This is a genomic window from Glycomyces sp. L485 (assembly GCF_022548875.1).
Taxonomy (GTDB): Bacteria; Actinomycetota; Actinomycetes; order Mycobacteriales; family Micromonosporaceae; genus Glycomyces.
Genome location: NZ_JAKZEW010000001.1, coordinates 210,493 through 233,001, shown reverse-complemented (window position 1 = coordinate 233,001; position 22,509 = coordinate 210,493). Strand labels below are relative to the sequence as shown.

22 protein-coding genes are annotated in these 22,509 nt (G+C 68.7%); 14 read left to right on the top strand and 8 right to left on the bottom strand.

The features are described from left to right. Nucleotides 1–220: 220 nt before the first annotated feature. The gene (locus L0U85_RS01080) at nt 221–1,381 is read left to right on the top strand and encodes a glycosyltransferase family 4 protein (RefSeq protein WP_241375759.1); all 1,161 of its coding nucleotides are present in this window, start codon (nt 221–223) and stop codon (nt 1,379–1,381) included. On the opposite strand, the gene L0U85_RS01075 is transcribed toward L0U85_RS01080, so the two are convergent. Next, nucleotides 1,378–2,016, bottom strand: coding sequence for a CDP-alcohol phosphatidyltransferase family protein (locus L0U85_RS01075; protein ID WP_277605228.1), 639 nt, complete (start codon nt 2,014–2,016; stop codon nt 1,378–1,380). The two genes, L0U85_RS01080 and L0U85_RS01075, sit on opposite strands and share 4 nt — an antisense overlap. 272 nt (nt 2,017–2,288) lie before the next feature. Here L0U85_RS01075 and L0U85_RS01070 point away from each other — a divergent pair, with 272 nt between their 5' ends. After that, on the top strand, nt 2,289–3,785 hold the full coding sequence (locus tag L0U85_RS01070; protein WP_241375757.1) for a glutamate-cysteine ligase family protein: 1,497 nt from the start codon (nt 2,289–2,291) through the stop codon (nt 3,783–3,785). Here L0U85_RS01070 and L0U85_RS01065 read toward each other — a convergent pair. Further along, nucleotides 3,782–4,984, bottom strand: a complete 1,203-nt coding sequence (locus tag L0U85_RS01065; RefSeq protein WP_241375756.1) for a hypothetical protein — start codon at nt 4,982–4,984, stop codon at nt 3,782–3,784. The genes L0U85_RS01070 and L0U85_RS01065 overlap by 4 nt on opposite strands. A 188-nt stretch (nt 4,985–5,172) precedes the next feature. On the opposite strand from L0U85_RS01065, the gene glyA reads away from it, so the two are divergent. Then, nucleotides 5,173–6,447 (top strand): serine hydroxymethyltransferase, encoded by a 1,275-nt coding sequence (glyA, locus tag L0U85_RS01060; protein WP_241375755.1) that lies wholly within the window; start codon nt 5,173–5,175, stop codon nt 6,445–6,447. 152 nt (nt 6,448–6,599) lie between these two features. After that, nucleotides 6,600–7,565 (top strand): linear amide C-N hydrolase, encoded by a 966-nt coding sequence (locus L0U85_RS01055; RefSeq protein ID WP_241375754.1) that lies wholly within the window; start codon nt 6,600–6,602, stop codon nt 7,563–7,565. A gap of 135 nt (nt 7,566–7,700) precedes the next feature. Here the strand turns inward: L0U85_RS01055 and L0U85_RS01050 are convergent, their stop codons facing one another. Both L0U85_RS01050 and L0U85_RS20385 read right to left on the bottom strand, forming a co-directional pair. Further along, complete coding sequence (locus tag L0U85_RS01050; protein WP_241375753.1) at nt 7,701–7,916, bottom strand: hypothetical protein; 216 nt, start codon at nt 7,914–7,916, stop codon at nt 7,701–7,703. 42 nt (nt 7,917–7,958) lie between these two features. Continuing rightward, nucleotides 7,959–8,090, bottom strand: coding sequence for a hypothetical protein (locus L0U85_RS20385; protein WP_277605195.1), 132 nt, complete (start codon nt 8,088–8,090; stop codon nt 7,959–7,961). 142 nt (nt 8,091–8,232) lie between these two features. On the opposite strand from L0U85_RS20385, the gene L0U85_RS01045 reads away from it, so the two are divergent. Together L0U85_RS01045 and putP are read left to right on the top strand one after the other, a co-directional pair. Continuing rightward, nucleotides 8,233–9,309, top strand: a complete 1,077-nt coding sequence (locus L0U85_RS01045; protein ID WP_241375752.1) for a P1 family peptidase — start codon at nt 8,233–8,235, stop codon at nt 9,307–9,309. Between the two features lie 229 nt (nt 9,310–9,538). Beyond that, complete coding sequence (gene putP, locus L0U85_RS01040; RefSeq protein WP_241375751.1) at nt 9,539–11,050, top strand: sodium/proline symporter PutP; 1,512 nt, start codon at nt 9,539–9,541, stop codon at nt 11,048–11,050. On the opposite strand, the gene L0U85_RS01035 is transcribed toward putP, so the two are convergent. After that, entirely contained in the window at nt 11,044–12,486 is a 1,443-nt protein-coding gene (locus L0U85_RS01035; protein WP_241375750.1) for a GGDEF domain-containing protein, read from the bottom strand. The genes putP and L0U85_RS01035 overlap by 7 nt on opposite strands. 287 nt (nt 12,487–12,773) lie before the next feature. Between L0U85_RS01035 and L0U85_RS01030 the strand changes: the two genes are divergently transcribed. The 6 genes from L0U85_RS01030 (at nt 12,774) to L0U85_RS01005 (ending at nt 19,521) form a co-directional block, all read left to right on the top strand. Then, nucleotides 12,774–13,865, top strand: a complete 1,092-nt coding sequence (locus tag L0U85_RS01030) for an SPFH domain-containing protein (protein ID WP_241375749.1) — start codon at nt 12,774–12,776, stop codon at nt 13,863–13,865. Nucleotides 13,866–13,874: 9 nt separating this feature from the next. Next, entirely contained in the window at nt 13,875–14,978 is a 1,104-nt protein-coding gene (locus L0U85_RS01025) for a hypothetical protein (protein ID WP_241375748.1), read from the top strand. 99 nt (nt 14,979–15,077) lie between these two features. Then, the gene (locus L0U85_RS01020) at nt 15,078–16,199 is read left to right on the top strand and encodes an LCP family protein (protein WP_241375747.1); all 1,122 of its coding nucleotides are present in this window, start codon (nt 15,078–15,080) and stop codon (nt 16,197–16,199) included. Between the two features lie 81 nt (nt 16,200–16,280). Beyond that, nucleotides 16,281–17,336: an LCP family protein gene (locus L0U85_RS01015; RefSeq protein ID WP_241375746.1), complete on the top strand. Its 1,056-nt coding sequence runs from the start codon at nt 16,281–16,283 to the stop codon at nt 17,334–17,336. 62 nt (nt 17,337–17,398) lie between these two features. Beyond that, nucleotides 17,399–18,097, top strand: a complete 699-nt coding sequence (locus L0U85_RS01010) for a response regulator transcription factor (RefSeq protein WP_241375745.1) — start codon at nt 17,399–17,401, stop codon at nt 18,095–18,097. 161 nt (nt 18,098–18,258) lie between these two features. Then, on the top strand, nt 18,259–19,521 hold the full coding sequence (locus L0U85_RS01005) for an ABC transporter substrate-binding protein (protein ID WP_241375744.1): 1,263 nt from the start codon (nt 18,259–18,261) through the stop codon (nt 19,519–19,521). A 73-nt stretch (nt 19,522–19,594) separates the two neighbouring features. Here the strand turns inward: L0U85_RS01005 and L0U85_RS01000 are convergent, their stop codons facing one another. Further along, a complete protein-coding gene (locus tag L0U85_RS01000) occupies nt 19,595–20,227 on the bottom strand; it encodes a class I SAM-dependent methyltransferase (protein ID WP_241375743.1) in 633 nt (210 codons plus the stop codon). Between the two features lie 46 nt (nt 20,228–20,273). Continuing rightward, the gene (locus L0U85_RS00995) at nt 20,274–20,900 is read right to left on the bottom strand and encodes a hypothetical protein (RefSeq protein WP_241375742.1); all 627 of its coding nucleotides are present in this window, start codon (nt 20,898–20,900) and stop codon (nt 20,274–20,276) included. Here L0U85_RS00995 and L0U85_RS00990 point away from each other — a divergent pair. After that, entirely contained in the window at nt 20,890–21,150 is a 261-nt protein-coding gene (locus L0U85_RS00990; protein ID WP_241375741.1) for a hypothetical protein, read from the top strand. The two genes, L0U85_RS00995 and L0U85_RS00990, sit on opposite strands and share 11 nt — an antisense overlap. A gap of 30 nt (nt 21,151–21,180) precedes the next feature. Here the strand turns inward: L0U85_RS00990 and L0U85_RS00985 are convergent, their stop codons facing one another. Then, entirely contained in the window at nt 21,181–22,200 is a 1,020-nt protein-coding gene (locus L0U85_RS00985; RefSeq protein WP_241375740.1) for a LacI family DNA-binding transcriptional regulator, read from the bottom strand. Between the two features lie 120 nt (nt 22,201–22,320). Here L0U85_RS00985 and L0U85_RS00980 point away from each other — a divergent pair, with 120 nt between their 5' ends. Beyond that, on the top strand, nt 22,321–22,500 hold the full coding sequence (locus tag L0U85_RS00980) for a hypothetical protein (protein ID WP_241375739.1): 180 nt from the start codon (nt 22,321–22,323) through the stop codon (nt 22,498–22,500). The last annotated feature ends 9 nt before the right edge of the window (nt 22,501–22,509 follow it).

The window sequence follows — 22,509 nt, the reverse complement described above, 5'->3', positions numbered from 1 at the left end:
TCCCGGCTGGGTATTGCTCTGCTGGGCGTTCCAGGCTCGTCGCCACTGCACATCCCTGCGGTCGTCAGCTTACGGTGGAGGTGAGTGTCCGCGGGGGAGATCGAAGCCACCGATCCCTACCGGGCGGCCCGCCGGACACGGTACCCGACAACCTACACCTATTCAGCACCTGAGGTATCTTCGCCCGAGTTGGAAGCCGTGCGCGCCACCCGGAGGAATCTTGAAGATCGTCATCGCCCACAACCGCTACGCATCGGCGCAGCCGTCGGGTGAGAACGTGATCGTCGACTACGAGATCGGCGCTCTACGGGACGCCGGTGTGGACGTGGTGCCGTTCCTGCGGTCCTCGGACGAGATCGGAAGCCTTGCGGCCCATAAGAAAGCAGCATTGGTGGTCTCGCCGGTCCACGCGGCGGGGACGCAGCGAGAGCTGGCGGCGCTCCTGGAGCGCGAGCGGCCGGACGTCCTGCACCTCCACAATCCCTATCCACTGCTGTCACCGTCCGTGGTGACGACGGCGCACCGAGCAGGGGTCAAAGTGGTGCAGACCATTCATAACTACCGTCACGATTGCGTCAACGGGCTGTACTTCCGCGACGGCCACGACTGCCACGACTGCCACGGTCGGCGGTGGAACGGCCCGGGCGTGCTGCACGGGTGCTACCGGGGCTCGCGGGCGCAGAGCGCGGTGATGGCGGTGGCACTGGGCGTCCACCAGGGGACGTGGAGGACGGTGGACCGATTCGTCGCGCTGACCGACGCGATCGCCGACTACCTGCGTGGCATCGGGATCGCGGACGAGCGGATCCGGGTCAAGCCGAACGCGATCGCCGACCCCGGCGCGGTTCCGCCCGGCGAGGGCTTCCTGTTCGGGGCCCGCCTGGTGCCTGAGAAGGGGGTGGAGCTGCTCCTGGACGCCTGGAGGCGGGCCGACCTGCCCGGGCGGCGGCTCCGGATCGCCGGCGACGGCCCGCTTCGCCCTCTGGTGGAGGAGGCGGCCGCAAGAGAAGAAGGCATCGAGTACCTGGGCCAGCTGGACGCCGCGGGCATGCGGGCGGCGCTCGCGGCTTCCGCGGTGATGGTGATCCCCTCGATCTGGCAGGACATCCTCCCGACGACCGGCCTGGAGGCGCTGGCGAGCGGGAGGGCGATCGTGGCGACGCGGATGGGCGGCGCGCCGTTCATCGCGGGCGCCGACACCGGCGCGCCGGCCGGAGTGGCGGTCGAGCCGACCGCGGAGGCGCTGGCGCGGGGCCTCGAATCGGTGGCGGGGGATCCGACGTACGCGGCGAACGCGCGGGCCCGCTATGAGTCGACCTTCTCCCCCGACGTGGTCTTGCAGCGGCTGATCGCCGTGTACGAGGAACTGCTCGCGGCTTAGCGGAGCGTGGTGCGGGCGGCGGCGGCGATGCTCGCGAGGAGGAACAGCGCGTTGATCGCACCGAAGAACAGCATGACCGCGGCCATCGCCTCGGGCCGCAGGAGTGCCAGGGCGATGACGACGATCATGAAGCCGTAGTCGCGCACGAGCTTGACCAGGCGGACGACGAGGTTGTCGGCGGTCACCAACGAGGCGCCGCCGCCGTCCTTGGCCATGACCGCGGTCACGAGGTTGGTCATCCACAGCGCCGCGAAGGCCGCCCCCGTCCAGGCGGGGATCTGGGGCGTGTAGGCGTTCACGACCGCCACGACTACTGCCACCACCGATGCCTGGATCGCCACATCGGACAGGATGTCGACTCGGGCGCCGGCGTCCGAGCCGGTCTTCGTCACCCGGGCGAGCTGACCGTCGGCGCAGTCGAGCATGTAGGCGACGTGCCAGATCACGAGGGCGGTGATCGCGACCGGCCACCATGGAGCGCCGTCCTGCGCGGCCGGGATGTAGGCGATGACGCCCGCGGAGGCGAGGAGCCCGAGGAGCAGGTTCAGCAGTGTCAGATGCGTCGGTTTCAGGCCCGTTCGCCATGCGAGGTAAGCGAAGAGCGCGCCGCCGCGCTGATCCACCATTGTGAGCATGCCGCCGCCTCGATTGGCGGCGAGGAAGTCGGCCGGGCCTGGGCCCGAAGCGCTCTGTTCGGTCACGCCATGATCTTACAAGTCCTTGGAAGCGCACCCACCGTTGCCAAGTCAGACCTGAATGTGTCAACCTTCGGACACCACTCGGAGTAGTCAGTACCTAATATGTGCGTGAACCACGGCATTTGGGACTAAACAACGTCTCCCTTGGTAGCCATGACGTGACCTACCGTCTTAAGGTTGATGAACCATCGATTCCTGGGGAGGAAAACATGGGCGACGAGGTGAGCGGTTCTGCCTTGGCGCATTGGGATCAATCCGCATACCGAGCGAAGCTCCAAGCAGGACGAGAGGCCCTCGCGCAGCTCCTGGCCGACCGGCGACTCGACAGGGACCGGCCCCTCACCGGACTCGAGCTCGAACTCGATCTCCTCGAGCACAATGGAGACCCGGCGTTCGCCAATGAGGCCGTCCTGCAATACCTGCACACCACCGGCGACGAGGAGGCCCTCTACAGCGCCCAGCACGAGCTGGGCGCCTTCAACATCGAACTGAACCTGCCCCCCAGGATGCTCGACGGCGCCGGGATCTCCTGGTACGAGAGCGATCTCGCCGCCGCTCTCGCCGAGGTCCGCGAAGCCGCGGGCAAGGCGGGCGTCTACTGCTGCCCCATCGGCACGATGCCGACCCTGTTCACCGAGCACATGGACGTCGAATCGCTCTCCAGCGCCGAGCGCTACCGAGTCCTCAACGACGGGATCATGGCCGCGCGCGGCGAAGACCTCCGCATCGACATCACCGGCGCCGAGTCGGTCGACTACTCCTGCGCGAACATCGCCCCCGAGTCCGCCAACACCTCGGTCCAGTTCCACCTGCAGGTCGCCCCCGAGCGCTTCCACCGCTACTGGAACACCGCCCAGGCGCTCGCCGGAGTCCAGATCGCCCTCGGCGCCAACTCCCCCTACCTGTTCGGGCGCCAACTGTGGGCCGAGACCCGCATCGTCCTGTTCGAGCAGGGCACGGACACGCGGCGCGCCGACCAGCGACGAGCGGGGGCGATGCCCCGCGCCTGGTTCGGGGAGCGCTGGATCGACAGCGTCTTGGACCTGTTCGATGAGAACTACAAGCACTTCGCGCCGCTATTACCGCTGTGCGACCCCGAGGACCCGCTCGCGGTAGCCGCCTCGGGCGGCGTTCCCGTCCTCCGCGAGCTGCGCTTCCACAACGGCTCCATCTACCGCTGGAATCGCCCGGTCTACGACATCAGGTCCGGCCGTCCGCATCTGCGGGTGGAGAACCGGGTCCTGCCGGCCGGGCCGACCCCGGTCGACATCTGCGCGAACATGGCGCTGTTCTACGGGCTCATGGCGCATTTCGCCGAGCGCGGCGAGCAGCTCAGCGACGAGCTGGACTTCGCGTCGGCGACGGCGAACTTCCGCGCCGCCGCCAGGCACGGCATCCAGGCCGACCAGGTCTGGCCGGGCCGGGGCCGGGTCCCGGTGCGCAAACTCGTGCTGGAGGAGCTGCTGCCACTCGCGGCGGAGGGGCTCGCGTCGATGGGCGTGGTCCGGCGCGACGCCGACCGCTTCCTCGACGTGATCGAGCAGCGGTGCCGCCGCGGGGTCAACGGCGCGTCCTGGCAGGTCGCCAGGGTGCAGGTGGCCGAGCACCGGCAGCGTCTGGAGCGGTTCGACGCGCTGCGCGCGATGGTGCTCGACTACGCGGCGCAGGCGGCCGACGGCCGCCCGGTCCACGAGTGGGAGGTCTAGGAATCGTCCTCTGAAGCGGGCTCGGCGTCGGAGAGTTTGCGCCGGGTCCGCTTCGACGCCTTCCTCGTCCGCTTCGGCTTTGCCTCGGTCTTCGTCTTCGTCTCGGTCTCGGTCTCGGTGTCGGAGCCGGTGACGGTGGAGCCGTCGACGGGTTTGAGCTCTTGGACCCAGTCGACCTCGGGGTCCGAGGTCTCGGCGTCGGCCGGCTCGCCGGCCATGGACTCGGTCTTGCCGTCGTTCGAGTCGTCGAAGGCCGAGCTCGGCGCCTCGGGGACCGTCCAGGCGGGTGCCGTCTCGACCGGTTCGTCGGGCGTGTCGTCGATCTGACCGCCCGAACGCGGGATGGCCGAGACGATGAGCGAGCCGAGGAGTCCGGCGATCGCCGCGTACGGCCCGACGAGGAACACCGCCGTCGACTCGGGGCTGTCGACCTGCGGAGGGCCCGCGATCAGGTGCGCGACGGTGACGATGAGCGGCCCTGCGATTCCCGAGGCCGCGGCGATCCGGTAGCCGGAGCTGGTGATCGGCTTGCGGCGGGCCATGACTGCGACGACCGCGCCGATGAGCGCCGAGCCGGTCACGAACGGCACGACGATCGAGAAGCCGCGCCGACCCAGCGCCGATTCCGGACTCGCCCACGAGCCCCACACGGCCAGTTCGGTGACGGGGGTGGCGGGCTCGCCGATCTCCACGAACGTCGCCAGGACTGCGAGCAGCCAGATCAGTGCGACCGAGGCGCCGACGTTGACCGCGACCGAACGCGAACCGAGGCCGATGAGGGTGAGCACGAAGCCGACGACCGAGCCCGCCCCCGCGGCGATGAGCGGGTCGGTCAGGAACGAGGAGAACCCGGCACCCTGCTGAGCGGACAGCGACACGAGGGGCCCGACGGCGAACGCGCCGACGGCGGAGGCGACGACGGCGGCGACGCGCACGGCCGGGGAGCCGGCGGCCTCACCTTTGCCGCCGATGACGCCGGAGGCGAGGCCGCCGACGACGCAGGAGGCGGCGGCGAACCACGCCACCCAGGCGAGGTTCGCGTTCGCGCGGTAGTCGAGCACGGGGTCCGCGGAACCGGGGGCGGCGTCGGCCCAGGACAGCAGTCCGAACCCGTACGCCAGCCCGAGCTGGGCGAGCGCCGCGGTCGCGGCCACCGCGAATCCCACACCGATCGCGTTGGTTGCGGTTTTAGGTGACATGCATCGCACGGTACTGCGTGTACGCAATGGAGTCTCGAACAGGCGGATGAGTCACGGCCCGCTCAGCCGGGGTCACAGGCTCCAAACGCAGCTGAGCGCGGACAGCTCCGGCGGTTATGCTCGGGGAAGTCAAGGCCACCTGCCCGGTCGCCGTGCTGAGACCATGCCATTCGACAAGGAGAGCATGCATGACTGACGCCTATGAGGCCCTGACGGCGAACCTCGCGGCCGCCGACCCTGAAATCGAACGGCTCATCGAGGCCGAGGGCCGCCGGGAGTCGGAGAAGATCCGCCTCATCGCCTCCGAGAACTACGTCTCCGAGGCGGTCATGGAGGCCACCGGGTCCATCCTGACCAACAAGTACTCCGAGGGCTACGCCCGCAAGCGCTACTACGAGGGCCAGCAGTTCATCGACGAGGTCGAGGAGCTGGCGATCGGCCGCGCCAAGGAGCTGTTCGGCGTCGACCACGCCAACGTGCAGCCCTACTCGGGATCCCCCGCGAACCTCGCCGTCTACCTGGCGTTCCTGAAGCCGGGCGACACCGTCATGGGCATGGGCCTGCCGATGGGCGGGCACCTGACCCACGGCTGGAGCGTCTCGGCGACGGGCAAGTGGTTCAACGCCGTCCACTACGGCGTCCGCAAGGACACCGGCCGGGTCGACCTCGACGAGGTCGCCGAGATCGCGCGCCGCGAGCGACCGAAGCTCATGATCTGCGGCGGGACGGCGATCCCGCGCACGATCGACTTCGAGGGCTTCGCGAAGATCGCCGCCGAGGTCGACGCGATCCTCATGGCCGACATCGCCCACATCGCCGGCCTCGTCGCCGGCGGCGCGCACCCGAGCCCGGTGGGGCACGCGCCGGTCATCACGACCACGACGCACAAGACGCTGCGCGGGCCGCGGGGCGCGATGATCATGACCGACGCCGACCACGCGAAGGCCATCGACAAGGCGGTCTTCCCCGGGCTCCAGGGCGGCCCGCACAACCACACCACCGCGGCGATCGCGGTGGCGCTGCGCGAGGCGGCCCGCGAGTCGTTCCGCGGTTACGCGGCCCAGATCGTCAAGAACGCGCAGGCGCTCGCGACGGCCTTGAGCGACCGGGGCTACGACCTGGTCTCGGGCGGCACGGACAACCACCTGATCCTGGTCGACCTGACCAGCAAGGAGATCGGTGGGAAGCCCGCGGCGAAGGCCCTGGACGTCGCCGGCATCGAGCTGAACTTCAACACGGTTCCGTTCGACCAGCGCAAGCCGTTCGACCCGTCGGGTCTGCGCATCGGCACCGCCGCCGTGACGACGCGCGGCATGACCGAGGGCGACATGGAGCTCGTGGCGAACTGGATCGACCGAGCGATCAACGCCGCGAAGGCCGAGAAGGACCCCGAGCTGGACGCGATCGCCGGCGAGATCCGCGAGTTCTGCAAGGCCTACCCGATCCCGGGCTGGCACGCCTAGAACTTCTGCGACTGAGGGGACCGGCCTGCGGCCGGTCCCCTTCACTCTCTCCGGCGCGGACCGATCGGTCCGCTCCCGCGACGTGGTCCTCCATGCGGGACGGTTTCGGCGACTCGGCCGCGGCGACCGGTGCGGCGGTCTACCGTGGTGCCATGTGCACTCGCGTCCTGTGGTCCGGCGATGAGCGGGCGGTCCTGGTCGGTCGCAATATGGACTGGGGTATCGAGATGGACACCCGGCTATGGGTCATGCCGCGGGGAGCCGCTCGGACCGGACTGCCGGGGGACGCGAATCCGCTGCGCTGGACCGCCTCTTATGGATCGGTCATCGCCTCCAGCTACGACCTGGCGACGAGCGACGGGGTCAACGAGGCGGGACTGGCCGCCCACCTGCTGTGGCTGGCGGAATCCGACTTCGGGCCGCGTGAAGCCGATCTACCGGCGCTCGCGGTGTCGCTGTGGGCCCAGTACCTGCTCGACACCTGCGCGACCGTCGCCGAAGCGGTCGAACTGATGCGCTCTTCGCCCTTCCAGCCGCGCCCGGTCTTCGACGACCAGACCAGCAGGTACGCGACAGTTCACCTCGCGCTCGACGACGCGAGCGGCGATTCGGCGATCGTCGAGTACCTGGACGGTCGGCCCAGCGTCCATCACGGCGAGCGGCATCGGGTCATGACCAACTCGCCGCCGTTCGACGAGCAGCTGACCCACCTCGAACGCTACGTGGGTTTCGGTGGCGAGCTGCCGCTGCCGGGAACCACCGATGCCGCCGACCGGTTCGTCCGCGCCAGCTACTACCTGGACCGGCTGCCTCGGCCCGAGACCCTGCCGTCGGCATACGCCGCGCTGCTCAGCGTCATGCGCAACGCCGCGCAGCCGTTCGGCGCGCCGGATCCGGACAGTCCCAACATCTCCAAGACGATCTGGCGGACGCTGACCGACCTGACCAACCTGGTGTACGCCTTCGAATCGTCGACGCGCCCGGACATCGTCTGGGTCGAGCTGCGAAGCCTCGACTTCTCTCGGACGATGTGCATGGACCCGGCCTCGCTGCCGATCGGCGGCGCGATCAACGACCGGTTCGCTCCCGCGGAGCCGTTCGAGTTCGCCACCGCCTGACAGGAGGGTTCGCCCTCCCGGCCCCGGACAAGGCGAAACGCGCCGGCCCTTGTCGGCTCAGCGCGTCGCGTCTTCTGCTTTTGAGTTGTCCAGTCACGGCCGGCACCTTGTGGGTGCGCTTACACCGTCGCCTTGTCAGGCGGCGCGGGTCAGGGCGCCGCGCTCGACCCGGTCGGCCACGCGGCGGAGGACGCCGGCGGTCGAGAAGCGGACCTTGTCCTGCGCCGTGGCGCCGGCAACGTACAGCTTGTTCTCGCGGCCGTCGTCGACGACCGGAGCGTTCGGCAGGGCCGAGGTGGCGTTGGTGTTGGCGGCGTCGACTGCGAGGTATGCACCTACGAACTCGTTCATGATCTGTTCCTTCCCGGCATGGTGTGCCGGATAGTGAATTTCTCAGGGGATGAACCGCCCGTCGATGACGCCTTTGTCGACGGCGGCGGGCCAATGCTTCGCATTGGACCGGGGGTTCGAGCCTTCGATCGGGATTGCCGCTTCGTTGCTGTCGCCTCCCGGCTTCACTGACAATGCTATGGCCTCCACGTCCGAGAAATCCAGGGATTTCGCGTGGGTCACATGTATCCCGCACCACTGTCCACTGAGATCTGATCATCCGTTCGGTTACAAGGACGGCCGGGGGGTTGCCGCCAGATGGCGGTAGTCTGTCGGCATGCGGGACTTGGGCGTCCGGGTAGGCCATTGGACCGGTGAGCGCACCGGCTGCACGGTGCTGCTGTTCGAGCGGGCGGCCCTCGCCTCCGGCGAGGTCCGGGGCGGGGCGCCGGCCACCCGGGAGATCGAACTGCTCGATCCGATCAGGTCGAACGCCGGGATCGACGCGGTCCTGCTCACCGGCGGTTCGGCGTTCGGGCTGGCCGCCGCAGACGGGGTCATGCGCTGGCTCGCCGAGCGCGGCCGCGGGGTCGGCACTCCCGGCGGCGTGGTGCCGATCGTGCCCGCGCTCGGGCTGTACGACCTCGACGGCTCGGAAATCGTTCCCGAAGCGGCGCACGGTTATGCGGCATGCGAGGTCGCGAGCGGGGATACACCCCTCGACGGTGCCGTCGGCGCCGGTAGGGGCGCGACGGTAGGGCAGTGGCGCGGGGTGACGCTGCCGTCCGGACTCGCGTCGGCGACCCTGCGGAGCGGAGAGCTCGTCGTGAGCGTCGTCGCGGCCGTCAACGCCTTCGGCGAGCCCGGGCCGCTCGACCGGGCTCGACTCAGGCCGGAGGGCTTCCCGGTCGCATTCGGACGCAACACCACCATCGGAGTCGTCGCGACGAACGCCAGGCTCGACAAGGTCGAGTGCAAGCTGCTCGCCGAGGGCGCGCACGACGGTCTGGCGCGGGCGGTGAGCCCCGTCCACACGCGGATGGACGGCGACGCGTTCATCGCCGCCGCGACCGGGACGGTGGAGGCGTCTGCCGACGTCGCCAGGGCGCTCGCCCTCGAGGCGGTCGCCGATGCGATAGGCGCGATGCGGTTACCGATCCTTCGCGGCGCACTGGGCGGCCGAGCGGTGGCGGGACCCCCGCGGCTCGACCAGGCGGTGGCGGCCGAGCCCTGGACGAGCCGGACCGATCTGGCCGCCGCCTGCGCGCTACGGCGACGGAGGCTCCTCGGTTTTGTCACGACTGTGCAACTTGATGGAGCCGGCCGTCCCCGTGAGTTACTTTCAGTGTCACAATCAATCCATAGCGTTGATTTTGGGGGTCCTCAGGGGCGCGATATGCGGAGACGCTTCTGATCCTCTTTGGAATTGGTTGCAATCCCATCGCAGAGAACACCCCCAGGATCAGCATCGATATAACGAGTGTCCCTTTTTGCGAAGGGCGCTGACAACAGCCAATCGAACAGGAATGCCGCAAACTTCCGGCCGCGTGCCCACGGCCGATGGATTCAGGGGTTCTATTGCGACTCCAGCCACTGTATGATCAGCGTCATTGCCCGAAAACCTTCGATTGTGAGGTACTCACATGGTCGATCTATCGGCCCCGATCATCACGACCTTCATCTTCTATCTGCTGGTCATGGTCGCGATCGGCGTATGGGTCTACAGCCGCACCAAGACGCTCTCCGACTTCGCGCTCGGCGGCCGCACCCTGAATGCTCCGACCGCCGCCTTGTCCGCCCAGGCCTCCGACATGTCCGGTTGGCTCCTCCTCGGCCTTCCCGGCGCCGTCTACGCGTTCGGCATCGGTGAAGCCTGGATCGCCGTCGGCCTCGCCATCGGCACCTACCTGAACTGGCTCTTCGTCGCTCCGCGCCTGCGTACCTACACCGAGCGCGCGCACAATTCGATCAGCCTCTCGGCCTACTTCGAGTCCCGGTTCGAAGACAAGACGAACCTGCTGCGGATCGTCTCGGCGCTCATCATCGGCGTGTTCTTCACCCTGTACGTCGCCTCCGGCCTCGTCGCCGGCGGCCTGCTGTTCGAGACCATCTTCGGCGTCGAGCCGACGGTCGCCATCACCGTGGCAGTCGTCGTCATCGTCGTCTACACGTTCCTCGGCGGCTTCCTGGCGGTGTCCTTCACCGACTTCATCCAGGGCGTGCTCATGTTCCTGGCCCTCGTGATCGTCCCGATCCTGGCCATCGGCGCGGTCGGCGGCTTCGACGCCGTGTTCGGCGACGTCCGGAACACCAGCCCGAACCTGCTCAACTGGATCGACGAATCCGGCTTCACGCCCGGCGAAGGCTGGGCCGGTTCCAACACGCTGAGCTTCGTCGCGATCGCCGGGCTCCTCGCCTGGGGCCTCGGCTACTTCGGCCAGCCGCACATCCTCGCCCGCTTCATGGGCATCCGGTCCGCGAAGGATGTTCCCGTCGCCCGCCGCATCGGCGTCACCTGGGTGCTCGTGACCCTCGCCGCCGCCGTTCTCATCGGCCTGGTCGGCATCTCCTACATCGACGCGCCGCTGGAGAACCAGGAGACGGTGTTCCTCGTCCTCGTGCAGGACCTGTTCAACCCGTGGATCGCCGGCATCCTGCTCGCGGCCGTCCTGGCCGCGGTCATGTCCACCGCCGACTCCCAGCTGCTGGTCGCCTCGACCGCCGTCACCGAGGACTTCTACCGCCGCTACTTCCACCGCGAAGCCCGCGACGCCGAACTCGTGTGGATCGGCCGCGCCGCGGTCGTCGCGGTCGCGATCGTCGCCTACTACTTCGCGCTGCAGGGCGGCACGGTGCTGGAGATCGTCGCCTACGCCTGGGCCGGCTTCGGCTCGGCGTTCGGACCGATCGTCATCCTGTCGCTGTACTGGTCCCGCATGACGTGGCTGGGCGCGCTCGCCGGCATGGTCACCGGCGCGACCGTCGTGGTCACGTGGGAGCAGCTCGGCTCTCCCGGCGGCGTCTACTCGATGCTGCCCGGCTTCGCCGCCGGTCTGCTCGCCGCCTGGATCTTCGGCATGATCGGCAAGCGCCCCGAACGCGAATGGGTCGGCAAGTACCGCCCCGAAGAGGAGGTCGAGCCCGCGGCTCAGTAAGACTTCCGATCCCGCTTCATCTGGTACATGGCCTGGTCGGCAGCCCACAGCGTTTGCGCGGGGTCGCCGCCGGGCACCAGCCGGGCCCAACCGATCGAGACGTCGACCGGCGTGCCGGGAACTGAGTACTCCCAGTTCTCGGCCGCCACGGCCACCCGGATCCGCTCCGAGACCGCGTCGGCGTCGAACTCGGTGGCGCCCGGCAGCACGAGGATGAACTCGTCGCCCCCGGTGCGCGCCAACAGGTCCCCTGAGCGCACCACGCTCGACAGCAGCGCGGCCACCCGCTGGAGGATCGCATCCCCGGCCTGGTGGCCGTGCGTGTCGTTCACGGCCTTGAAGCCGTCGAGGTCGAGCACCGCGATCATCCCGTCCCCGACGACCTCGACCAGGAACGCATCCAGCCTGCGCCGGTTCGGCAGACCCGTCAGATCGTCGGTGTTCGCCTGGTCCGCCCAGCCCGCCACCGCGCGGCGCAACTGGTCGTGGTCGACCAACGCCGCCGCCGAGTCCAGGTAGATCGTGTGGAACTCGTTGATCTGCTTGTAGAGCGCGTACGTGGTCTGGTGCGCCGCCAGAATCGACTCGGCGTGGTCGCCCTTCGCCACCAGCGCCAACGAGCGCAGGTGCTGCGGCTCCATCACTCCGATCGTCTCGCTCCCGATCACGCGCGTATCCAGCGTCTCCAGTGCCTCGTTGCCCCGCCCCTGGGCGATGAGCCGCGAGGCGAGCGCCAGCGCGCGCAGGTCGAGCGCCTCGGCAGAGGAGGTCGTCTCCGGCAGCATCTGCTCGACCGACCACTGCTCTGAGAAGCCGAGCAGCATGAGGCGCCCGAGCGCGTAGTGGACCCATTCGAGCTCGCGCTTGTCGAGCACGTGAAGGTGCGGTTTGACGCGCCGCAGCTCCTTGCGGAGCAGGCCTATGCAGGCGTGCGGGTCGCCCGTGTAGTAGCGGAGCAGGGCGTCGCGGACGAGGATCTCCACGCCCTCGACCGAGGAGCGCGGGACGCCGATCCGCTCGGCGAGCATGTGGCACTCTTCGAGCGCCGCGGTGGACTGCTGCTGGTAGCCGCAGTTGCTCATGACCACTGCCAGGTCGTACCAGGAGTCGACGGCGGCCTGGCTCGCCTCCTGCATCGAGCGCAGGGCGCGGGAGGCGAGGACGAGGTGCTGGGCGGTGAAGTGGAGGGATTTGACGTGGTGGTGGTGGTACCAGGCGGCGAGGGCGTGGAACTCGCCGGTGAGCCGGTAGTCGCGGCAGCGGCGCACGGCCGAGTCGGACTGGTCGAGGGTCGTGGGGATCTCGGCGATGGCGCGCTGGTTGATCTGGCCTTGGAGGATGAACAGCCAGGCCTGGGCACGCCGCTGCGCGGTCGGTGCATTATACGCGATGGTGGTGGCGTTGTCGACGGCCTCGGCTACCCGCCCCGATCCCATCAGCCTACGCAGGCGCCGGTACTCATCGGCATAATCACACGCAGGTGTGGTCTCCCTCCGTGGCGTCACAGCACTATCCTGCCACCCCGAAGCGGATATATCCAGAGGAGGCCTCGGCTTTCGCGCCACACCGGCGGCTCGATGCGTTTGAGCGCGAAGCGTTCTCCGCGCTGGTCGTCGCCCGTGCCGGGCGGGGCCCGCGGGACCGGCGCCCGTCGCGAGCCCTGCGGCGCGCGGCGCGGCGCTAGAGTGGATCGGGGCCCGATCAGAAGGAAGGTGTGGAGGACTTGTTCTCGAAACTGCGCGGCGAGTTCGTCGACATCGTCGAATGGCTCGACGATTCTCGCGACACCATGGTGTGGCGGTTCCCCCGCTACGACAATGAGATCAAGATGGGCGCCCGGCTCGTCGTGCGCGAGTCCCAGACGGCGGCGTTCGTCAACGAGGGTCGGCTCGCGGACGTGTTCGGCCCGGGCACCTACACGCTTGAAACCCAGAACCTGCCGATCCTGTCGACCCTCAAGGGCTGGCGGCACGGGTTCAACTCGCCGTTCAAGGCCGAGGTGTACTTCGTCAACTCCCGGCAGTTCACCGACTTCAAATGGGGCACGAAGAACCCCGTGATGGTGCGCGACCCCGAGTTCGGGCCGGTGCGCATCCGCGCGTTCGGCGCCTACAGCGTGCGCGTCACCGATCCGGCGAAGCTGCTGCGCGAGGCAGCCGGGACCGACGGGCGATTCCGCACCGAGGAGATCGAGAGCTGGCTGCGTGAAAAGGTCGTCGCGGCGTTCGCGCCCGCGATCGCCTCGTCGGGCATCCCCGTGCTCGACATGGCCGTCCACCAGGACCAGATCGGCGAGCAGCTGCGCGGCACCGTCGCGAGGCAGCTGTCGTCGCTGGGCCTGGACGTGCCGGCCTTCACGATCTCGAACATCTCCCTGCCGAAGGAGGTCGAGGAGGCGCTGGACAAGCGCACGTCCATCGGCGTCGTCGGCGATCTGAACCAGTACACGCAGTTCCAGGCTGCGAACGCGCTGGAGGAGTCCGCCGGCCACGGCGGCGGGGCCGCCGACGGCCTCGGCCTCGGCGCGGGCATGGCCGTCGGTCAGCAGATGGCCCAGAACATGAACAGCTCGCAGCCGGCCGCCGCGGCGGCCCCGCCGCCGCTGCCGAGCACCGGCCAGTGGTATCTCGGGATCGGCGGCAGCCAGGCGGGGCCGTTCGACGAGCAGGCCCTGCGGCAGAAGGCGGCCTCCGGCGAGCTGACGCGCGAGACCCTCGCATGGCGGGCTGGGCAGGACGGCTGGAGGGCCGCCGGCGAGATCCCCGAGCTCGCGAGCGTCCTCGGGGCGGTGCCCCCTCCCCTGCCCCCTCAATAGGAGCCCCCAGTGACCGAACAGTCCGCCGGCCAGACCTACCCCTGCAACACCTGCGGCGCCCAGCTCGAGTTCAAGCCCGGTTCGAGCGCCCTGACCTGCCCTTACTGCGGAACCCATCAGCAGATCGAGCTGAAGCGGCGCCGCGTCGTCGACCGGGACTGGGCCTCGCTCGCCTCCAAGCCGAGGCGGCCGCGGTCCGAGGTGCCGGCGAACCTGTTCGTGTGCACGCAGTGCGGGGCCCACACCGAGTCCGACACGTGGTCGGACGTGTGCCAGTTCTGCGACGCGCCCGTCGTCGCCGACGAGTTCAACCCGGACCTGGTGCCGCCGGAGGGCGTGCTGCCGTTCCAGGTCGACCGGGCCGCGGCCCGCGAGCGGCTGCGCGAGTGGGTGCGCAGCCGGTGGTTCGCGCCGAACAGGTTCAAGCACGTCGACGAGGCCGAGTCGCTCAAGAGCACCTACCTGCCGCACTGGACGTGGGACGCCGATACGCGTTCGCGGTACACCGGCCAGCGCGGGGAGCACTACTACGTCGAGGACTCCAACGGGAACCGGTCGCGGCGCACCCGCTGGCACCTGGCGAGGGGCACCGTCTCGCGGTCCTTCGACGATGTGGTCGTGCCGGCCACGAACCACGTCTCGCACGCGTACCTGGAGAAGCTCGGCGAGGACTGGCCGACGGGGCAGGCGCTCGCCTACCAGCCGGAGTTCCTGTCCGGGCACCACACGCAGCGCTACGACATCGAGCCCGAGCAGGGGCTCGGGCACGCCAAGGAGAGGATGGCGCGCGTGATCGAGCGGGACGTGCGCCGCGACATCGGCGGTGACGAGCAGCGCGTCCACTCGATCGACACGTCGTACTCGAACATCAAGTACAAGCTGCTCCTGCTGCCGGTGTGGCTGGTGGTGTACCTGTTCGGGGGCAAGTCGTGGCAGGTGCTGGTGAGCGGCCAGACGGGGCGGGTCACCGGCGAGCGGCCGTGGAGCGCGTGGAAGATCGCGTTCGCGGTGGTCATCGGGCTTGTAGTGGCGGCCGTCGCGGTGTATTTCATTGTTCTGTCCGATTCTTCGGGCGGATCCCCCACGACCGGCGGAGGGGTCGGCGGATACTGATCTTCGGTGTTCTAGGGTGCTGCTAGCACCCCCTGACGCAACCCCGCCAGTGAGCTGCGCGTGTGAGTCGCAGACAACGGATTTCCCCTGGGAGCAGTAGTGAGCGAGCGGATGAGCCATGCGGCGAAGGCGTCGTCCCCGTGGTGGGCGAAGGCGATGGTCATCTCCGGTGCGATGGTGATGGTCGTATCCGGCGGTGCCGCGATCGCGACGCAGGTGAGTCTCAGCCTGGTCAACAGCGCCGTCGAGACGCAGGACCTCCTCGGCGACCAGCGCGTGGAGACCGAGGGCGAGGATATCGAGGGGCCGCTGAACTTCCTGGTCCTCGGCACCGACGAGCGGGTGGGCGCGGGCGGTCTGGCCCGCACCGACGCCGACATCATCGTCCACGTCAACGAGGACCTCTCGCAGGTCACGATGGTCTCGCTGCCGCGGGACCTGCTGGTGAGCGTCCCCAGCGGCGTGCCGGCTCAGCAGACGAAGCTCACCGAGGCTTTCGCGTTCTCGGAGGACTGGGGCGAGTCGTTCGGGAACACCGCCGAGACCGTCACGCATCTGACGGGCGTCAACTTCGACGGCGGCGCGATCGCGAACTTCGAGGGCTTCCTGGACATGGTCGAGGAGCTGGGCACGATCGAGCTGTGCCCGTGGCACGAGATCACCTCGATTCACACGAACGTGACCTATCCGGGCGGGTGCGCCGAGTACGACAAGGACGGGGCACTGGACATCGTCCGGCAGCGGTACGTGTGGGACTGGGACGAGGACTACGCGAACGGCACGTGGGGCGACTTCGGGCGCCAGAAGATGCAGCAGCAGGCGATCAAGAAGATCCTGGAGCGCGCCAAGGAGGAGGGCTACGCCACGAACCCGACGAAGGCCGTGGACCTGCTCAACAGCTTCGGTGAGGCGCTCACGCTCGACGTGGGCAACTACTCGCTGATCGACATGATCACGCAGATGAGGGACATCGACCCGGGCGGGATCATCTCGATCGGCGTGCCGTCGTCGGCCGAGGAGATCAACGGGACGTCGTACGTGGTCACGCACGAGGGCGAGGAGCAGATCGCGGCCGAGTCGCTGTACCAGGCGATCCGTGACGACACGCTCGAGGAGTGGATCTGCCGGTACCCGGAGTGGACCAACGGAGACGCCGACCCCGACTGCGGCGGGGCGGGATCCGAGGTCGCGGACGAGGCCACTGAGCCCGCCGAGGACTGACGCGGCGTCCTCTGCAACCGCGCGGCTTCCCCGAAGCGTCATGTCTAGCGGAATGAGCTGACGGACCTCGTAGGAGCGCCGATGACCGGCAAGACCCATGCCCCCTGGTGGGCGCACGTGATGCTGTACGCGGGCGGGCTGACGACGGTGGTCGCCGGGGGCGCGGCGGCCGTCGCGCAGTACGGGCTCGACACAGCGAACGGCGCTGTCGAGCACGAGGACATCCTCGGTGACAACCGCGCCGAGGTCGACGTGGAGAACCTCGCCGGGCCCCTCGACATCCTGGTGCTCGGCGTCGACGAGCAGGGCGGGTCGACCCGGTCGGACACGATGATCATGGTTCATGTCAACGAGGACCTGACCGACGTGGCGATGGTGTCACTGCCCCGCGACCTGCTCGTGCCGATCCCCGACTGCGGGCCGGACTGGGGGAACGGCCCCTGCGAATACAAGCTCAACCACGCCGCCTCCATCAGCGACGACTGGGACGTCACGCGCTCGAACGTGGTGGAGACGATCGACGACTTGACGGGCGTGCAGTTCCACCTCGGGGCGACGGTGAACTTCGAGGGATTCCTCGACCTGGTGGACATGGTCGGGGAGATCGAGTTGTGCCCGTGGCACGAGATCACCTCGATCCACGGCGACCGGCGGACCTTCCCCGAGGGCTGCGCCTACTACGACAAGGACGAGTCGCTCGACCTGGTGCGCCAGCGCAAGGCCTGGGGCCGGCCCTCTGACTGGGAGAGCGGCCGAGGCGGCGACTACGGGCGCCAGGCGATGCAGCAGCAGGCCATCAAGTCGCTCCTGCGCGAGGCTAAGGCGCAGGGCTTCCACAAGGACCCGACGAAGCTGACCGGACTGCTCGACGGCTTCGGCAGCTCGCTGAAACTGGACCTGCCTCCGGGGCTGGAGGTGACGGACCTGGTGGTCAACCTCCGCGATCTCGACCCCGACCACATCGACTCCATCCGCGTTCCCGCGTCCGGCGAGAAGATCGACGGGATCGACTACGAGGTCACCCATGTCGGGACCGAGGAGCAGATCGCGGCCGACGCGCTGTGGGAAGCGCTGCGGAACGACACCGTGGACCAGTGGATGCTCCAGTATCCTGAATGGGTCAAGTCCGACACCTGATTCTCAACGTTCCCTCAAGATCTTCCCAGATCGGGTTCGGACGCGGTCGATACTCCTGAGGCATGATCGATGCGTCTTCGGACAAGCCCCGGATCCTCGTCGTGGACGACGAGGGGAACAACGGCGTACTGCTGTCGGCCGCGCTGCGGCTGACAGGCTTCGAGGCGGTGTTCGCGCGAGACGGGGCCGAGGCCCTGCGCTACGCCGAAGACTTCGCTCCCGACCTCGTGGTCCTGGACGTGGCGCTGCCCGACATCGACGGCCCCGAACTCGTGGAGCGGCTCCGCGCCGGCGGCCGGGACCTCCCGGCCCTGTACCTGGCCTCGCCGGGTGCCGCGCGCGACCGGTTCGCGGGGCACGAATGCGTCGCCAAGCCGTTCGACCTCGAAGCTGTGGTGCTGCGGATCCAGGCGGTCTTGCGGCGTGCCGGGGCCGACATGCCGACCGAGGAGCAGTTGCTGCGGTACGCGGACCTGGAGCTCGACGAGGCCCGTTACGAGGTGCGGCGGGCGGGGCGGGCGATCGAGCTGTCCCCCGTCGAGTTCCGGCTGCTGCGGTACCTGATGATCAATGCGGGCAAGGTGGTCAGCAGGGACCAGATCCTCGACCGGGTCTGGCAGTACGACTTCGGCGGCAACAACCGCGTCGTAGAGGCGTGCGTTCACTATCTGCGCAGGAAGATCGACGTGATGGACCCCCCGCTGATCCAGACGGTCCGCGGCTTCGGCTACGCGCTGCGCCGGCCGGGTCCCGCTCGTTGAGGCAGCGCGCGGGCAGGGCCGGAACGCCCGGGGAACCGATGGCTACTGGTCGGTAGCCCCGGACCCCGCGGGCGTCCGAATCCGCGTACGATTTCGCAACGCGCACACATTCGGGCGTTATACCGTGCCCCGCCTGCCGCGAACACAGAGAGGTGATCGGAATGCGCACTCCCGCAAGAAGGTCGGCCGTCGCGGCCATGACTACGGCGACGGTCTTCGGGCTGGCCGCGTGCACCGAACCGAGCGACGAGGGCACCCCCGGGGTCACCGACGACACGGTGACGATCGGCACTCACCATCCCCTGACCGGCCCGGCCGCGGCCGGATACTCGACGATCTCGGCGGCGACCTCGGCCTACTTCGAGTACGTCAACGACAACGGCGGCATCCACGGCCGCAGCATCGAGTACCTGGTCGAGGACGACGAGTACGACCCCTTCAACACATTGAATTCGGTGACCGAGCTCGTGAGCGAGGACGAGGTCTTCGCCATCGTCAACGGCCTGGGCACGCCCACCCACTCGGCGGTGCTCGACTACCTCGACGAGGAGGGCGTGCCTGACCTGTTCATCTCCTCGGGGTCCCGCATCTGGAACGATCCGAGGGTCTACCCGAACACGTTCGGCTTCAACGCCGAGTACGTGACCGAGGGAGCCGCGCTCGCCCAGTACGCGGTCGACCAGGACCCGGACGCGTCGATCTGCGTGCTCGGGCAGGACGACGACTACGGCGAGGGCATCCTGGAGGGCGTCGAGAGTGTCGTCGGCGGCAACGAGATCACCGAGATCCAGATCTACTCGACCTCCAAGGAGGACGTGACCCCGCAGATCGCCGCGATGATGGAGGCCGGCTGCGAGGTGAACATCCTCGGCACGATCAACGGGTTCACCGCATTGTCGGTCGGCACGGCCGCGCAGCTCGAATGGTTCCCCCGGTGGTACGTCTCTTCCTCCGGCGCCGACTACCCGACGCTGGTGGAGTACCTCGGCGCCGAGAACGGCCCGGCGCTGCTGCAGGGCATGGTCAGCGTGAACTACCTGCCGTTCAGCCCCGACGGCGAGTGGGTCGAGCTGTTCAAGCAGATCAACGACGAGTACAACGGCGGCGCGCCGTTCACCGCCAACACCGTGTTCGGCATGAGCGTGGGCTACCTGTTCGCCGAGGCGCTCGCCGCCGCCGGGGAGGAGCCGACCCGCGAATCGCTCATCGAGGCGGTGGAGTCGGGCGAGCTGCTCGGCAACGGGATCGTGCCGGTCTCGTACAGCGACGGGAACCACGCCGGCTACAGCACCGTCGGGATAGCGAGCGTTGACCAGGGCGTGCAGGACTACGTGGGCACCACCTACAGCGTGACGATCGGGCGGGTGGAGGAGGTCGAGGCCGACCCGGTCCCGCTGGAGAACGGCGGCATCCCCACCGGCTGAAGGCCCGGCCCGTTCAGGCCAGGCGATCCTCGACGCCCTCAGACGTCGGCTGCTCGCCCGATCGGCTCGGCGGTCACTCCCGGCCGGGTCTGCGGGCGGCCAGACGCTCGATCAGGCCGGCCTTGAACCGGTCGTGGGCCTCGATCGACAATCCGGCCGCCAGGACGTGCCTGATCGGGCGGCGACGGAAGTACTCGCCGCCGATCCGGATCGAGCCGATTTCGATGAGCGCCTGCACCGCGCGGATCCACCGCGGCCCGGCCACCACGTGGTCGGCCAGCAGCAGCAGTCCGCCGGGGCGCAGCACCCGCACCATCTCGGCCACCGCCCGCCGGTCGTCGGGGACGGCGCACAGCGAGAACGTGCAGACGACGGTGTCGAACGATCCGTCGGGGAAGTCGAGACGCTGGGCGTCGCCGGTGCGCAGGTCGGCGTCGCGCCCGAGTTCGCTCGCCCGCCGCTTCGCCCCGTCGAGCATGCGCGGGCTCAGATCGATTCCGGTCAGCTCCACGCCCTCGGGGTAGTGCTCCAGGTTGAGGCCGGTGCCGATCGCGACCTCCAGCGTCCTCCCCTGCGCCCGGCCGGCGATCCAGTCGCGGGTGTCGTCGAAGAACCGGCGCTCGGCCCAGGTCATCGACCGGTCGTAGTGGTCGGCTTCCTTGTCCCAGCGCCGCCGCAGGTCGTCGAGGGTCTTGACACGTGCCATGGATCGATCCCCTTCCGCGGGCATTCCCGTTCCCTCCCCACGCTACTCATCGTTGAGGAGTCTCCATGTATGGTTGAGCGCCATGCGCTACTATGTCCAGTTTCCGGCCGGTACGAGTGCGCTGGTCACAGAATCCATCGGGACATATGTTCACAGGCCGTATGTCGTCTACACCGACGACGGCTCGATGATCTTCGAGACCGATTCGAAGCGCTCGAATATCGAGAAGATCCCCTTTGTGAAGAACTCCTTCACCGTCATCGCCGACGTACTCCGGCGCGGCGTCGAGACGGGAGTCCTGGATCTGTCGGAGACCATCGAGTCCGGCCGCCTCGACAGTTACGCGAGCACGTTCCGAGTGATGTGCCATGTCGACGGCGAGCTCGTCTCCATCGATTCGCGCGTCAAGAGCGACCTCGAGTCGACGATCGCCGCCGCGTCCGGCAGGAGAGTGGCCGCGCGCGGTCTGGGCGAGGAGTACTGGCTCGTCGGCAGGACCGACTTCGACCGCCTCATGCTCTGCCGCCGCCACAGCAGGCGCGAACGTCCGGCGAAGGCCCGAGAATCTCAGGGACGGCTTTCCTCCGGCGCTGCGGGAGAGTCGGCGAGTCGCATTCCTGGCCGACGACGCCTTGCGCCTCCCCTCGATCGAGGACCACGGAGTGGACGTCATCGTCACCGATCCGCCTTGGGGCGAATACGAGCAGATCGACATGGCGCTGCCTGAGTTCTTCGGCGCGATGGCTCGGGCCTTCGACAGAGTCCTCGATCCTCGCGACGGGAGATTCGTGACCCTGGTCTCCAGGAAAGCCGGTGAGACGGTCGAGGAAGCGCTGATCAGCAACGACCTCCGGATCTCCTCGACCCACGAGGTCCTCGTCAACGGGCATCCGGCGACGGTGCTCATCGGAGGCCGTGCATAGCGACCGGACACGGCGATCCCGGCGTCGCGGTCAGCGGCGAGGAGGCGCGGTGGACTCCCGCACCACCAGCTGGGGTGCGACCACCGACGCCTTGAGGTCTACCTCGCCGTCGAGCAGTCTGGACAGCATGTGGAACGCCCGCGCACCGAGGTCCTCGAAATCCTGGTCGATCGTGGTCAGCGAAGGACGCCAGAGGGAGACGAGAGGCTGGTCGTCGAAGCCGACCACCGAGACATCGACGGGGACGTCGAGTCCGCGGTCGGTCAGCGCCCGCATGACACCGAGCGCGATCTCGTCGTTGCCGCAGAAGACGGCCGTGACATCGTCGCGCCCGGCGATCCTCTCACCGCACTGGTAGCCCGAGACGGCGTCCCAGTTCGCATGCAGGACCTCGGGGACGGCGGCACCTGCGTCCCGCAGTGCGGCACGCCAGCCCTCGGTCCGGCCGGAGGACTTCCCCTGCGTCGGGCCGGCGACGTGGTGGACGGTCTCGTGGCCCAGGCGGATCAGGTAGTCCGTCGCCTGGCGGCCCGCGGCATGCTCGTCGAGGAGGGCGGCCGCCATGCCGTCCACACGCTCGGATCCGCCGCCGGCGACGACGACCGGCAGGCCCTCGGGCAGTGAACGGGCCGCTCCTATGCCGGCGCGATCGAACTCCAGGACGATGGCGCCGGCCGTGGGCTGGGAGAGCGCGAGGTCGATCGCGCTCACCAAGGACTCGTCGTCGTCCGACTCCATCACGGTTATCGAGACCGACATCCCCGCGTTCCGGGCCGCGGTCTCGATGCCCTGAAGGGTGTGGGCCGGACCGTAGTTCGACGTGGCCCCGGCGAGGATCGAGACGAGGGTGCGCTGCTTGGACCGAAGCGAGCGTGCGGCGCTGTTGGGGCGGTAACCGAGTTCCTTCACCGCGGCCTGCACCCGCTGGGTCAGCTCGGGTGCGACGTACTTCGATCCGTTCAGCACGCGGGAGACGGTGGGCACCGAGACCCCTGCCGCCCTTGCGACGTCGGCGAGAACGGGGGCGCGGTACGGCTTGGAGGAACTCATGGTCTTGAGGATACGAGGCTCGGCATCGGCCGGGTCCAGACCGACGCTCGTCGGCTCGGGCAGATCGACCCCCGGAGCGAAGTTCGACTTCTGCCCGGGTTCGACGGGACCGGCCAGGTCGTGGTCCAGAACATCCCCTACGGCCGTTCGACGTGCCTGTCGCACACGCTTCTGGAGGACGAGGACCGCCTGGTCGAGGTGCTCAACGTCCTGGACTACATCTCCGCGCCCTACGGGTCGGAAGAGAACCTGTTCGTCCGCAACGGCATCGAGTGCCACAACCGCGGACTCGCCGAGTGACCGATGAGG